At 52.4% G+C, this 14,576-nt stretch carries 14 protein-coding genes; 12 read left to right on the forward strand and 2 right to left on the reverse strand.

Annotated elements, in window-relative coordinates:
- Positions 1–278 precede the first annotated feature (278 nt).
- Positions 279–629: a VOC family protein gene (locus PGL01S_RS08870; protein WP_127493610.1), complete on the reverse strand. Its 351-nt coding sequence runs from the start codon at positions 627–629 to the stop codon at positions 279–281.
- Positions 630–892: 263 nt separating this feature from the next.
- Here PGL01S_RS08870 and iolD point away from each other — a divergent pair, with 263 nt between their 5' ends.
- The 8 genes from iolD to PGL01S_RS31440 all read left to right on the forward strand — a co-directional run bounded on the left by iolD (position 893) and on the right by PGL01S_RS31440 (position 9,462).
- Positions 893–2,758 (forward strand): 3D-(3,5/4)-trihydroxycyclohexane-1,2-dione acylhydrolase (decyclizing), encoded by a 1,866-nt coding sequence (iolD, locus tag PGL01S_RS08875; RefSeq protein WP_127493612.1) that lies wholly within the window; start codon positions 893–895, stop codon positions 2,756–2,758.
- A 22-nt stretch (positions 2,759–2,780) separates the two neighbouring features.
- Positions 2,781–3,698, forward strand: a complete 918-nt coding sequence (iolE, locus tag PGL01S_RS08880) for a myo-inosose-2 dehydratase (protein ID WP_127493615.1) — start codon at positions 2,781–2,783, stop codon at positions 3,696–3,698.
- Positions 3,695–4,696, forward strand: a complete 1,002-nt coding sequence (gene iolC / locus PGL01S_RS08885; protein WP_127493617.1) for a 5-dehydro-2-deoxygluconokinase — start codon at positions 3,695–3,697, stop codon at positions 4,694–4,696. Before iolE ends, iolC begins: the two co-directional genes overlap by 4 nt.
- Before the next feature lie 28 nt (positions 4,697–4,724).
- Entirely contained in the window at positions 4,725–6,170 is a 1,446-nt protein-coding gene (locus PGL01S_RS08890; RefSeq protein WP_127493619.1) for a CoA-acylating methylmalonate-semialdehyde dehydrogenase, read from the forward strand.
- A gap of 24 nt (positions 6,171–6,194) precedes the next feature.
- A complete protein-coding gene (gene iolG, locus PGL01S_RS08895; protein WP_127493621.1) occupies positions 6,195–7,235 on the forward strand; it encodes an inositol 2-dehydrogenase in 1,041 nt (346 codons plus the stop codon).
- 15 nt (positions 7,236–7,250) lie between these two features.
- Positions 7,251–8,066, forward strand: coding sequence for a 5-deoxy-glucuronate isomerase (iolB, locus tag PGL01S_RS08900; protein WP_127493623.1), 816 nt, complete (start codon positions 7,251–7,253; stop codon positions 8,064–8,066).
- Positions 8,067–8,177: 111 nt separating this feature from the next.
- Positions 8,178–9,185, forward strand: coding sequence for a LacI family DNA-binding transcriptional regulator (locus tag PGL01S_RS08905; protein ID WP_127493625.1), 1,008 nt, complete (start codon positions 8,178–8,180; stop codon positions 9,183–9,185).
- 148 nt (positions 9,186–9,333) lie between these two features.
- Entirely contained in the window at positions 9,334–9,462 is a 129-nt protein-coding gene (locus tag PGL01S_RS31440; protein ID WP_265525124.1) for a hypothetical protein, read from the forward strand.
- Between the two features lie 170 nt (positions 9,463–9,632).
- Here PGL01S_RS31440 and pdxR read toward each other — a convergent pair whose 3' ends face one another.
- Positions 9,633–11,066, reverse strand: coding sequence for a MocR-like pyridoxine biosynthesis transcription factor PdxR (pdxR, locus tag PGL01S_RS08910; RefSeq protein ID WP_127493627.1), 1,434 nt, complete (start codon positions 11,064–11,066; stop codon positions 9,633–9,635).
- A 142-nt stretch (positions 11,067–11,208) separates the two neighbouring features.
- On the opposite strand from pdxR, the gene PGL01S_RS08915 reads away from it, so the two are divergent.
- The 4 genes from PGL01S_RS08915 (at position 11,209) to PGL01S_RS08930 (ending at position 14,475) form a co-directional block, all read left to right on the forward strand.
- The gene (locus PGL01S_RS08915; protein WP_127493629.1) at positions 11,209–11,610 is read left to right on the forward strand and encodes an Rrf2 family transcriptional regulator; all 402 of its coding nucleotides are present in this window, start codon (positions 11,209–11,211) and stop codon (positions 11,608–11,610) included.
- A 192-nt stretch (positions 11,611–11,802) separates the two neighbouring features.
- Positions 11,803–12,453, forward strand: coding sequence for an MBL fold metallo-hydrolase (locus PGL01S_RS08920; RefSeq protein WP_127493631.1), 651 nt, complete (start codon positions 11,803–11,805; stop codon positions 12,451–12,453).
- 27 nt (positions 12,454–12,480) lie between these two features.
- Entirely contained in the window at positions 12,481–13,593 is a 1,113-nt protein-coding gene (locus PGL01S_RS08925) for an AbrB family transcriptional regulator (protein WP_127493633.1), read from the forward strand.
- A 30-nt stretch (positions 13,594–13,623) separates the two neighbouring features.
- Positions 13,624–14,475 (forward strand): NAD-dependent epimerase/dehydratase family protein, encoded by an 852-nt coding sequence (locus PGL01S_RS08930; protein WP_127493635.1) that lies wholly within the window; start codon positions 13,624–13,626, stop codon positions 14,473–14,475.
- Positions 14,476–14,576 lie beyond the last annotated feature (101 nt).

Raw genomic sequence — 14,576 nt, forward strand, 5'->3', positions numbered from 1 at the left:
GATTTAATACAGTAATATGAGGTGTTTCTAGTGGAGCTGACGTTCTACGTTGGATTATCTTCAATAGAATTAGCTCAATTTTGATCATTCAGCTCATTTTTGGCTTTTTTGATGGGGTGATTCCAACGTAGCTCCAAATAGTTCCTCATTTTGCTGAGTTCACTGGAGGAAATCCAGCGTACGGCGACAAAATGGAGCGGCGGTACCATGGTATCCTAACCTTACATCATAAGAAACAACTCACGGCCTTAAAGGCGCAACATTATCGTCCCTGCCTTTTATTCATGAGCAAGAATGTTAATAAGCTTCCCGAACGGATCGCGGACATAGAATCGCCGAACGCCCCAAGGTTCATTAACAGGACCATATTCTATAGGAAATCCAGCCCTCTTCATGCCATCCAATGCAGCATCAAGATCATCGACTTCAATCGATAGATCGGGCGTTGGCGTTCCCGAGCCGCCCTGCGAAGCGAAACTAATCTGAATGCTCATCTCCTCATGTAAACCATAGGTTCTAATCCAACCATGATCCATCAATAAATCAAGACCAAGCACATCCTGGTAAAAGCATTTTGCCGCTGCGGCATCCTTTGCATGGATATTGGCGACGATTCGTTTGACCTTCATTTCAGACCTCCCGGATATAAGCATCAATATAAAATACATTCGACATCTGTCCGTTCATTCTTCCTTGATCAGAACATAATCCACTGGTTTTGAAGCCGATCATCAAATTTTCTTTCAAAAAGGAATTGAAAAATACAAGGCGGTATGTATAATGGAGTTAAGCGCTTAACTAATTTTACTTAACTTTGTTTTATATTGTCGAATAAAGTCTTTTAATTACTTATTTTATGTCTAATTAAGCGATTAACTAAACGGGAGGTACTATGACTACTATCCGATTGACGATGGCCCAGGCTTTGGTTCGGTTCCTCGATGCGCAGTATGTTTCAGTCGATGGCGAGGAGATCAAGTTCGTTCAAGGCGTCATGGGGATTTTTGGACACGGCAACGTAACGGGGATCGGCGAGGCGCTGGAGTATAGCCCCGGCAGTCTGACTTTGATCCAGGGTAAAAACGAGCAAGGCATGGTGCATGCGGCCGCGGCCTTTGCCAAGCAGAAGAACCGCCTGCAAATTTATGCCTGCACCTCTTCCATCGGACCTGGCGCGCTGAATATGGTAACCGCCGCCGGAACCGCTACCGTGAACCGCATACCCGTACTGCTCTTGCCCGGAGACAACTTTGCTTCCCGCCAGCCGGATCCGGTGCTTCAGCAGCTGGAAGTCGCTTCCGATTATACGGTATCCGCTACGGATGCTTTCAAGCCAGTCAGCAAATATTGGGACCGTATCGTACGGCCTGAGCAGCTCATGCCGGCAGCGCTCCAAGCGATGCGCGTGTTGACGGACCCGGCAGAGACGGGGGCCGTGACCTTGGCTATGCCGCAGGATGTTCAGGCAGAAGCTTATGATTACCCGGAAGCGTTTTTTAGTAAGCGCATTCATTATATCGACCGCCGCCCGCCTGCCGAGGGTGCGGTGCAACGCGCGGCAGAGCTGCTTAAGGGCAAGAAGAAGCCGCTTATTATTGCCGGCGGAGGCGTATTGTACGCATCGGCCGTGAGCGAGCTTCAAGACTTGGCGGAGACGTACGGCATTCCGGTAGCGGAGACGCAAGCCGGGAAAAGCGTACTCCCATGGAATCATCCGCTCAATGTTGGCGGCGTTGGAGTAACGGGAACGCTGGCCGCTAACCTGCTGGCGAAGCAAGCGGATGTCATCATCGGGGTGGGAACAAGGTATTCCGACTTTACCACATCTTCCAAATCGGCTTTTGCGGATGATGTTCAATTTATAAATATTAACGTGAGTCCGCTGGATTCCGCCAAATGGGGCGGCGCTGCCTTGACCGGCGATGCCAAGCTGGGACTTAAGCAGCTTGCAGAGGCTCTTGAAGCATCCGGTTACCAAACCGCTTACGGTGACCATGAAGTTGCGGATCTGAAGAAGACCTGGGATGCCGAGGTAGACCGGTTATACGCCTTGGAGCATGAGCAAGGACTTGCCCAGACCCATGCGCTTGGCGTTATTCAGAACGCGATTGATCCAAGCTCCGTTATTGTTTGCGCGGCAGGCAGCCTGCCGGGTGATCTGCACCGCTTGTGGAGACCGGCCGAACCGAAAACGTACCATATGGAATACGGTTTTTCGTGCATGGGCTATGAGGTGAGCGGAGCTTTCGGAGCGGCACTGGCAACTGCCGGTGAACGGGAGGTCTATGCAATTGTTGGGGACGGAAGCTACTTCATGCTTCATTCCGAATTGATTACAAGCCTGCAGGAAGGCGTCAAAATCACGATCTTGTTATTCGATAACCATGGTTTCCAGTGTATTCATAACCTGCAGCGCGGCCACGGAAGCGAAGGCTTCGGCAACGAATTCCGCTACCGCGACAAGGCTTCGGGACGTCTTACCGGCAGCTATATGCCAATTGACTTTGCAGCCCATGCCCGCAGCTTAGGGGCCAAAGCCTATAAGGCGAATTCCGCGGAGGAGCTAAAGGCAGCTCTCCTTCAAGCCAAGCAAGAGACGGTAACGACCTTGATCGAAATTCCCGTCGTGCCGGGTACCAATACAGCCGGTTACGAATCCTGGTGGAACGTTGGCGTACCGGAAGTATCGGTCAGCAATAAAGTGCTGGACGCGCATGTGGACATGAAACAGCGGATCCGCGCCGCAAGAATGATATAAGACGCTAAGGGAGCTGAGGCTGATGAAGACATTGCCGTTCAAGATTGGCGCCCATCCGATCAACTGGGTCGGAGAAGACGTGAAGGAGCATGGTGCCGACACAACATACGAGCAAATTATGGACGATATGCAGCGGTTAGGCCTGACCGGTACCGAGATGGGACGCAAGTATCCGACTGATATTGAAGTTCTGAAGCAGGAGCTGGCGAAAAGAAACCTGCAGCTGGTATCCCAATGGAAATCCGTGCTGTTCTCGGATCCGGCTTACCGGGAGGAAGAGCTTGCGGCTTACGAGCAGCATGTCAAATTCCTCAAGGAAATGGGCAGTACGGTGATCAGTACTTGCGAGGTTGGCGGTTCGCTGCATTTCGATCCACGCCGCACGCCTCACGAGAAGGAAGTTATTCCGCTTGACGAAGCAGGCTGGAAGAGTCTTGCCGAAGGGCTGAATGCAGCCGGAGCGCTGGCCAAGCAGCATGGCCTTAAGCTGACCTACCATCATCATGGCGGAACGGCCGTGGAAAGCCCGGAAGAAATCGACCGTCTAATGGAGCTGACCGACCCGGACCTCGTGTACCTGCTGTTTGATACCGGGCATGCCTACTATGGCGGAGCCAATCCGCTTGAGGTGCTTCGCAAGCATTATAACCGGATCGCCTACATTCATCTGAAGGATGTAAGACAACATGTGCTGGATGAGGCGCGCGCGGAAAAGGCCGATTTTATCACTTGTATCCGCAAAGGCGTATTTACGGTTCCGGGAACCGGCGATCTTGATTTCCGCCCGGTTGTGGAGGAGCTGCTGGCCCGCGGTTATAACGGCTGGGCAATGCTTGAGGGGGAACAGGATCCTGCCAAATCTCCGGCATACGAATTCGCGTCCAAAGCCATCACTTATCTGGAGTCGCTACTTCCTACGAAAGCGGGGGAATCCCAATGAACGACATCAAGTTTCCAGCTGACCGGTCTCTCGACTTCACGGCAATCGGCCGTCTCTGCATCGATCTGAACGCGAACGAAATTAACCGTCCAATGGAAGAGACAAGTACATTCACGAAATATGTGGGCGGATCTCCGGCCAATATTACGATTGGCATGTCGCGGTTCGATCTAAAGACCGCTTTTATCGGCAAAATCGCCAATGATCAAATGGGCCGCTTTATCCGCGATTATCTGAAGAAGAACCGGATTGATACAAGCAATGTCGTAAACGACTACACGGGCGCGGTGACCGGACTTGCTTTTACCGAGATTAAGAGTCCAACCGACTGCAGCATCCTGATGTACCGCGACAACGTGGCCGATCTGCTGCTTACGCCAGGCGAAGTGGATGAGGAGCTGATCGCGAAATCCAAGCTGCTTCTTATTTCCGGAACGGCGCTTGCCCAAAGCCCTTCGCGCGAAGCGGTGTTCCAAGCGCTTCAATACGCGAAGAAGCATGGCACGGTTATTGCCTTTGATCTGGATTACCGCCCTTATACATGGAAATCGCAAGAGGAAACGGCCGTTTATTATAATCTTGCCGCCGAGAAATGCGACATTATCCTCGGAACGCGGGAAGAGTTCGATATGATGGAATGCTTCGAGCAGGAGCATAACGATCACAGCACGGCATCGAGATGGTTCAATCATTCCGCTCAGATCGTCATTATCAAGCACGGCAAAGAAGGCTCCATCGCTTATACGAAGGACGGGGCAAGCCACCGTGCCAAGTCGTTCCCGGCCAAGGTGATCAAGACCTTTGGCGCCGGCGACTCCTATGCGGCTGGTTTCCTGTACGGCGTTATGCAGGGCTGGACGCTCGAGAAAAGCATGGAGTTCGGCAGCGCGTCCGCGTGTATCGTTATTTCCAGCCACAGCTGCTCGGATGCCATGCCAAGAGCAGAGCAGGTTCATGATTATATCGCCCGCTGCGAACGCGGTGAAATTGTAGTCTAATTCGCAAATACAAGGAAGAGGTGCTCCTATGACACAACAATTAAAAAACTGGATTGGCGGTCAATGGGTAGAAGCTGCAGCAACGCAAAGCGAGCCAGTCTACAACCCGGCTACCGAAGAAGTTCTCGCAAACGTTCCTTTGTCTACGAAAGAAGACGTTGATCTGGCCGTACGCACGGCTGCCGAAGCATTCAAAACTTGGAGCCGCACGCCGGTGCCGAAGAGAGCGCGTATTCTTTTCAAATATCAGCAGCTTCTGGTCGACAGCTGGGATGAGCTTGCGAAGCTGGTAACGCTGGAGAACGGCAAAAGCTACAACGAAGCCTACGGCGAAGTACAGCGTGGGATCGAATGCGTGGAGTTTGCCGCCGGCGCTCCAAACCTGATGATGGGCAAGCAGCTCCCGGATATCGCAACCAACCTGGAATCCGGCATGTACCGTTATCCGATTGGCGTTGTTGGCGGTATTACGCCGTTCAACTTCCCGATGATGGTGCCTTGCTGGATGTTCCCGCTTGCGATTGCTTGCGGCAATACCTTTGTTCTGAAGCCATCGGAGCGTACGCCGCTTCTGGCTAACCGTCTGGCCGAGCTGCTGCAGGAAGCGGGACTTCCCGAAGGCGTGTTTAATATCGTTCACGGCGCTCACGATGTCGTTAACGGCATGCTGGAGCATCCTACGATTAAGGCGATTTCGTTCGTGGGCTCCCAGCCGGTAGCCGAGTATGTGTACAAAACGGCTTCGGCGCACGGGAAACGCGTACAGGCGCTTGCCGGCGCGAAAAACCATTCGATCGTTATGCCGGATGCAGATCTGAATCTGACGGTAAAAGAAATCGTAAACGCAGCCTTTGGCTCCGCGGGCGAGCGCTGCATGGCGTGCTCCGTCGTTGTGGCCGTAGGCGAGGTTGGCGACACGCTTGTCGGCAAGCTTAAGGAAGCTGCCGACAACATTACGATCGGCAACGGCATGGAGGACGGCGTATTCCTTGGTCCTGTTATTCGCGGACCTCACAAGGAACGTACGCTTAAATATATCGACATCGGCGAGAAGGAAGGCGCTCTGCTGATCCGCGACGGCCGGAAGGATGCAGCTTCGGATGGTCAAGGCTACTTTGTTGGCCCTACCATCTTCGACAAGGTGCAAAGCGAGATGAAAATTTGGGAAGACGAAATTTTCGCTCCGGTCCTGTCGATTGTGCGCGTAGACACGCTGGACGAAGCGATCGAGCTGGCTAACCGTTCCGAATTCGCGAATGGCGCCTGCCTGTTCACCCAAAGCGGGGCGTCGATGCGCCAATTCCGCGAAACGATCGATGCGGGCATGCTTGGCGTTAACCTGGGCGTTCCGGCTCCAATGGCCTTCTTCCCGTTCTCGGGCTGGAAGAAATCGTTCTACGGCGACCTGCACGCGAACGGCACCGACGGCGTCGAGTTCTTCACGCGCAAGAAAATGGTTACAACACGCTGGTAATCGATCATACGGGAGGTTTACTCGATGTCAAAAGTGAAAATCGGCATCATCGGCGCTGGCCGAATCGGAAAAATACATGCGGAAAATCTGCTTAAGCATCCGGAGGTTGAGATCGTTGGCGTCAGCGATCTCTTCGCCGGACCTGAGCTGGAAGCGTGGGCGGAGGCAAAAGGGATTGGCCTTCTGACCAAAGATTCAGACGCCATTATCGGGCATCCGGATATCGATGCCATCTTTATCTGCTCCTCCACCGATACGCATGTGCCGCTGATCAAGCAGGCAGCGCAAGCCGGCAAGCATATTTTCTGCGAGAAGCCGGTCAGCATGTCCGTCTTGGAAACGGCTGAAGCGATAAAAGCGGTGAAGGAAGCCGGAGTTAAGCTTCAAATCGGATTCAACCGCCGCTTCGATCATAACTTCAAACGGGTAAGAGAGCATGTGGAAGCGGGAACCATCGGGGATTTGCATATCGTGAAGATCACATCCCGCGATCCGAACCCGCCGTCCAAGGAATACATTAAAGTTTCCGGCGGATTGTTTATGGACATGGCCATTCACGATTTCGATATCGCGCGCTTCGTATCCGGCAGCGAGGTTGTGGAAGTATTCGCGCAAGGCAGCGTTCTCGTTGATCCGGTATTCGAAGAATGCGGAGATATCGATACCGCCATCGTTACTCTGAAGTTCGCGAACGGCGCTCTTGGCGTTATCGACAACAGCCGCCAGGCGGTGTACGGCTACGATCAACGCGTTGAAGTGTTTGGCTCCAAGGGCAGCGTGGCGATTGCCAACGACCATCCGAATACGGCTGTTGTGAGCACGGCGGAAGGAATTATTTCCGACAAACCGCTGCATTTCTTCCTGGAGCGTTATATGGGCGCTTACGCGGATGAGTCGAAGCAGTTTATCGACAGTCTAGTTCACGGCACGGCACTGCCGGTAACCGGAGAAGACGGATTGCAGGCGGAACGGATTGCGCTTGCCGCGAAGCTGTCCTGCAAGCTGAACCGATCGATCAAGCTGGCAGAGCTGGACGAATTGCTGTTGCAGTCTGCCATACTATAACGGAGGTATACGAACATGTCCAAGCTTATCGTCACTCCAGAGAGCGCAGCGGGTCCGGACGGCTCCGTCCTGTCCATTACGCCTGAATCGGCCGGATGGACCTACGTCGGTTTCGAGGTTCTGAAATTGCAGAAGGGCCAGACCGTCGAGAGACAAACGGAAGACAAAGAAGTATGCCTTGTTCTGCTGAGCGGGCTGGCGAACGTAAAGGCTGCCGGCAAGGAATGGAGCGAAATCGGCCGACGGATGAGTGTTTTCGAGAAAATCCCGCCGTATTCGGTCTATGTCCCTAATGGTCAATCATACGGAATCGAGGCTCTTACGGAATTGGAGATTGCCGTCTGCTCCGCGCCTGGCCAAGGAAACCATGAAGCGCGTTTGATCGCGCCTGAACAGGTAGGGACGGAAGTACGGGGCTCCGGCAATATCGAACGTCTCGTCCAAAATATTTTGCCGGAGCAGGAGCCGGCCGACAGCCTGCTTGTAGTAGAAGTGTTTACGCCAAGCGGCCACTGGTCCAGCTATCCGCCTCATAAGCATGACCGGGATAATCTTCCGGAGGAATCGTTTCTGGAGGAAACCTATTATTTCAAGGTAGATCCCGGGCAAGGTTACGCGATTCAGCGGGTCTATACGGATGAAAGGGATCTGGATGAGACGCTGGTCGTGAAGAACGGCGAGGCCGTGCTTGTTCCGCGAGGCTATCATCCGGTTGCGGCACCTCCCGGCTATGAAGTCTATTACCTGAATGTCATGGCGGGACCGCGGCGTATATGGAAATTCCACAATGATCCCGATCATCAATGGATCTTGAACTCTACGGCCAAGTAAGCCCGGCAATTGGCGCTCCGAGCGGTTGCAACTGCTGATAGAAACACTCATAATAGGAAATCATGGGGATAGGTCATCTATCCCCCATCTTACTTTTCAGAGGGATTCGGCATGAAAGCAACCATATACGATGTGGCCAAAGAAGCAGGGGTCTCGATTGCCACTGTCTCCAATGCCATTAACGGAAAAGGCAATGTCAGCAAGAAAAGACGGGAACAAATCTTTAAAATTATGGAGCAGATGAACTACCAGCCTAACGTAAATGCTTCCGCCCTGATGGGGAAGAAGACCTATACGCTGGGATTGCTTATACCGGATATATCCAACCCGTTCTTCTCCGAAATTGCGCGGGCTATCGAGGATCAGGCGCATCAATTGGGATATAGCGTGATCATGTGCAGCACGGACAATAAAGACGAGAGGGTGGAACGTTATATCGCCCTTCTGGAACAAAAGAACGTCGACGGCATCCTGATTGGAACCGGGGTAGACAACCTGGACATCCTGACCAACCTGCAGGCCAGAAAAATTCCGATTGTGATGATATCGCGTGAAGCGTCAGCTTTGGAAGTAGATACGGTTGTAGCCGACGACTATGTTGGCGGGTTGATGGCTGCGCAGCATTTGATCGAAATGGGTCATACCCGGATCGCCATCTTGTCCGAGCAATTGAAGGTAAGCAGCGCCCGGGAAAGGATCCGCGGCTTCAAGCAAGGGCTGCAGGACCATCGGATTTCATTCGACGATCGCAATCTCGTCATCTGCGATTACATGGTCGAGGAAGGACGCCGCGGAGCCGGCGAGCTGCTGGGCCGCGGGGACCGTCCAACCGCGATATTCTGCTGTAACGACGTGCTTGCAATCGGAGCGATGCAGGAAGCGAGGAGTCTCGGGATCAAGGTGCCCGAGGAGCTGTCGATTGTAGGCTTTGACGATACAATCCTGGCGGCTGTCGTAGATCCGCCTCTTACTACGGTAGCACAGCCGATTGCCAGCATGGCGAAGCAGGCGTTCCAATTGATGATCTCCAATCTGGACGAAACCGAGCCGGTCAAAAAAAGAATCGTGCTGCGGCCGGAAATCAATATTCGTCAATCGACGGCAAAAGCAAACAGCTGATGAAATGCCTCCTGTAAGCCGGGAGGCATTTTATATTTGTTTCTGGCCGGATTGGATGGCTTAAGTTACGCAAAATTGGCTGGTTACAGAAGCATGCCCGGACTTTATGATGAGGTCACTAACATCATAAAGCAAAGGGTGGTACGCATTGAAGGAACTAATCTCCTTTATATTTCTGACGGCGGCGTTTATCTCCGGTCCGTTTCTTATTGTATTATTCGGACGTATGGCTGTACACGGCGAGGAGCTTCTGGAAGCGGAACAGAAGGCTCATTAAAAGAAAAAGACGTATGCATTGTGTCCGGAATGAGGACATGGCATACGTCTTTTTTACCACAATAGAAAATCTAAGTTTTGATAACAGTTGAAAACTGAAATTCGATTTGGCGATAAAACCTACCTATAAACGCGGTCGCTCATCTTCGAGAGGCCTCGACAGAGGTTTTCTCAATTGGACATCGTCTCTCTCAAGGCTGCGGCAAATTTATCAATCCCCGTCACAATTTCGTTGACGGAAGAACGGGCATAGGATAATCGGACAAACCCCGGCTCTGTGCCAAATACGCTGCCCGGAATGAATAATACGCCATGCTTGATTCCGTTATTAAGCAGGTGGTAATCTTTGATTTTTCGGTTGATTTTACACCAGAGATTTAACCCGCCTTGGGGCAAATGGAAGGAGACCTCGCTCCCAAGCCTCCGATGCAGCGCCTCCGCCATCATGTCCCGACGCAAACGAAGCGAATCCCTCAGTCGTTCCAGATGCGGAGCAAGCGAAGCGGACTCGAGCAAATGCGCGGCTATCCACTGCGGGAACAAGCTAAGGCCAAAATCCATCTGCTGCCGTGCATCCGACAGACGCTGGATAACGGTATGAGGCGCTGCCATCCAGCCTATCCGAAGGCCGGAAGCCGCTACCTTCGATAAGGAACCGATATATAAGACGCTCCCGTTCCGGTCCATGGCCTTGATAGGCGGAGGAGCGGCGTCATCGTAGGAGGTCAAGCTGAACGGATCATCTTCAACGATAGGTATTCCGAGCTGCTCGCAGCAACTCAAGACCTCTTCTCTCCGCTGGGCGCTCATGACCATTCCGGTCGGGTTCTGGAAATTCGGATTGAGAAATACCATGCGGATCCGGTGCTGCTTGTAAAGAGCCCGTATTTCCTCCGGATCAACCCCATCTTCGTTAACCGTTAATCCGAACAAGCGGATTCCCGCCGATTGGAACATGGGCAGGGAGTAGCAATACGACGGATTTTCGATCGCGATGGCATCCCCCGGATTCAGCAGGCATTGCGTAATGAGATACAAGGATTGCTGAGAGCCCGAGGTAACCAGAATGGAATCATCGGTGGCCCGAATCCCGCGCAGCTCTTGGAGAAAGCCGGTTATTGCCGAGCGGAGCGGGACATAGCCTTGAGGATCTCCGTATCCGAGCGGCTCATGAAACGGCTGGTTCCGCATAATCGACGCAATCTCTTCGTTAGGCGATAGCTCCGGGGCTAATTCTCCGTTTGCGAAGTTAATAAACGGCTCTCCGCTTTGAACCGCTTCCCGAATCCTGCGCATGAATGGAAAGTTAGGCAGGAACGAACCGCCTTCCACGTAGCGGCTCCAATTCGGCGCGGGATCCATGCCCCATAGATGCCCGCAGACGCGGGTGCCGCTTCCCGTCAGGCTTTCGATCATTCCGGAAGCGCGAAGATTCTCATAGGCTTGGACAATGGTGCTCCGGTTAACGCCCAATTGCTCGGCCAGCTTGCGTTCAGAAGGCAAGTGGCTGCCGGGAGGCAGCTCCCCTAACGAAATTCTTTGCTCCAGATAGTCCGCGATTTGTTGATACAACGGTTTTTTATCCGTTCTGTCCGGTCTCCACATGCTGTTCACCTCTAACCACTACAATACTATACGGAAGAGCCATCCGTCTAAATCTGAGGCAGGGACGTTGATTTTGTCATGCCGATTAAAGTGTGCTAAAATTAGCACATATTATTGCGAAGGAGGAAACGGTCCGGCAGCTATGGCACAATTGAAACGGTTTGGATTTGGCGTACAGGCCTTAATCGTATTGGCTTCCCAGACAGAGCTGCTGACAAGCAGCGAAATTGCAGAGCGGATTCATTGCGAGCCAACCGCTTTGCGCAAGATTCTGTCGCAGCTCGTGGAGGGCGGCATCATTGAAGTGAAACAAGGGCGTACCGGCGGCTACCAGCTGGCCAAACGTCCGGAGCTTGTTACGCTCCGCGAGGTGTATAAGACCGTGCATGAAGAGGAGCCTCCGTGGGACCGCATGCTGGACACAACCGGGAATCATCATTTCGGCAAAAAAGTAAACGAATCTTTCAAGCAAATCATGGCGGACATTTCCGTCCAGGTTTATTTTGTGCTGGGCAACTATACGATATCCGATTTATTGGACTAGAAATAGTCGTTCATCCATTCAAGAGCAGCCTCGACAGAGGTTTTCTCAAATTCTAAGAATTTATAAGATTTATCTTATAAACATGACTTAGAATTCTCCGGATTGAAACGCGCTACGCCAAGGAAGGCGATAGCCGTTTCACCTTGTTCCAAAATGTGCAAAAATACGCACATATTCAAAGGGGGATTTTTTATGAAAATCAAATGGTATGGCCAATCTTCATTCTTGCTGACGACAGACGAAGGCACGCGGATCTTAATCGATCCTTACGGACGCCTCCTTGGCTACAGGATGCCCAAAAATATCGAGTCCGACATCGTTATCGTCACGCATGATCATAAGGACCATAACCAGATTCAGGTGGCTTCCGGCGAATATATGCTGGTTAATCAGCCAAGAGGATACGGGAAAAAGGAGGTGTCCATCTCAGGTATCCCGACCTTCCATGACAAAGTAGGCGGCAAGAAAAGAGGCCCTAATATCGTTTTTGTGATTAAGGCTGGGGACCTGACGGTATGTCATTGCGGTGACCTGGGACATCTGCTGACAGCGGAACAAATCGCTCAAATCGGAAAGGTGGATATTCTAATGGTTCCGGCTGGCGGAAAGATGACCTTAAACGGTGCGGATGCCGCGTCGGTTATGAACCAGCTCGATCCTGCCATTACGATTCCGATGCATTACCGGACCAAGGCGCTTGGACTGCCCGGCAAGCTTTTGTTCGATAAAGTGGAGAATTTCATCTCGGCAGCCGGCAAGCCAAGCCGGGAAGTGAAGGAGCTTGACGTGAAAAAAGAATCGCTGAAGGATTATGCAGGCATCGTTACTTTCCTGTATGATTAAAGGGTAAGGGAAGGAAGGATTGTAACGATGGGCAGGCAAGCAATATCGGAATCAAACGGATTTAAATTTTTGATAACTCTCGTAACCGCCGTTGGCGGCGGGATCATATTTTACCTACTGAATACCCCGATACCGTGGCTGCTGGGGCCTATGATTGCGGTGTTAATCGGATCAAACGTATGGAAAGGCAAATATAGATGGCCTCGCCAAATTCGCAATTCCGGCATGATGATTGTCGGGTATACCATCGGTCTGTCCATGACGGGAACGGCCCTGAAAGAGATGGGGGCGCAGCTGCCGACGATGTGCCTGATGACCGTTATTTTGCTGCTATTATGCGGGGGAATTGCCTTTGCGGTATCGAGGCTTTCGGATACGGACTTCATGACCGCTTTGCTTGGCAGCATACCCGGCGGTTTGTCGCAGGTACTGGCGCTTGCCGAGGAGACGAAAGGCGTAAATTTGACCGTTGTTACAGTGACGCAGGTCGTCCGGCTGATGATTATTGTCATTGGGATTCCGTTACTCGTGTTCAGTCCGATCTTCGGACAAGTGCATGACGCGGCGGCTGCAGCCGTGCCGATCGCGGCCAAGCATGAAAACTGGGCAGCTCTATTCCCGAACATACTGATTTTTGCGCCGGTATGCGTCATTTGTGCGATTGCGGGCAACCGGATCAAATTTCCGACCGCTTTTCTGCTTGGACCCGCGATTTCTACAGCTATTCTCCAAGGAATCGGGCTGCACGGGCCGTCCCTTCCGTCTACGTTAATAAGCGCATCGCAGCTGATGATCGGCACGTATGTCGGGCTGCTGCTTAAGCCGGGCAAGCTCCAGCGGAAGGTAAGGACGTTTTCTTTTGCCATAGTAAGCGGATTGGTGTTAATGCTCTGCGCTTGGGCGCTTAGCGAGCTCATGACCTTGCTTCATCCGGTATCGCGGTCTACCGCTTTACTTAGTCTTGCGCCGGGTGGGATGGATCAGATGGGGATATTGGCCCATGAGATCAATGCGGATCTGTCGATGGTATCCGGTTATCAATTGTTCCGTACATTCTTTATTTACTTTGCGGTATCGCCGCTGCTGCGACTGTTATTGCGGATCAAGCTTAAAAGCCCGCGCACGGAGCAGCCGCAATAAAATCCGTAGTTGAAGGGAGAATGAAGCGTTTTGAAAATTATGGTTGCCGGAGCTGCCGGCGTTGTCGGACGATTGCTGCTGCCTTTGCTGACCGAAGCGGGACACGAGGTAATGGGATTAAGCAGAAGCTCTTCCAAGCTCAAGCAAATCGAGCAAGCAGGAGTAGCAGCCGTTGTTGCCGATGTATACGACCGGGACAGAATGTTTGAGCTGCTTAAGGATTACCGTCCGGATGTTGTGATTCATCAGCTGACCGCTCTAAGCGAATGGAATCTGGCGGATAATGCGAGAATCCGCATAGAGGGGACTCGTAACCTGGTTGATGCAGCCTTGGCTGCCGGGGTGCCGAGAATGATTGTGCAGAGTATTTCGTGGGCTTACGAGCCCGGCGAATCGGTCGCAACCGAAAAGGATCGTCTGGATGCGGAAGCGCCGCTGCCGCGAAAAATCTCGGTTGACGGTGTCATTGCGATGGAGCGGGCAGCAGCGGAAATGCCGCATTCCGTTATTTTGCGGTATGGGGCCTTGTATGGGCCGGGTACGTTTTATGACCATGAGAGCGGGATGTTTGCCGGGCAGGTGAAGCAGGGTAAGGTACCGGCAACCGACGGCCGAACCTCGTTCCTTCATGTCGAGGACGCGGCCCGCGCTGCCCTTCAGGCGCTGGATTGGCCGGCTGGTCCCGTAAACATCGTGGATGATGAACCGGCGGAGGGGAAGATCTGGCTGCCGTTATATGCCAAGTCGCTTGGCGCGCCGGAGCCGGTTACGCAGGATGGCATGAACCGCGGCGAGCGGGGAGCCTCGAACGATATGGCTAAGCTGCAATACGGATGGACGCCTAAATACCCGTCTTGGCGGGATCAATTGTTAAGGACTTGAGACATTATGTATCAAGTCCTTAATTTTACAACACCAATATTCTAAAGTTCACCCCTCCTTCATCTGGAAATGAAAGCGTTATTATTTAGCTAGACCTGCCA

The organism is Paenibacillus glycanilyticus NBRC 16618, from assembly GCF_004000805.1.
Taxonomy (GTDB): domain Bacteria; phylum Bacillota; class Bacilli; order Paenibacillales; family Paenibacillaceae; genus Pristimantibacillus; species Pristimantibacillus glycanilyticus.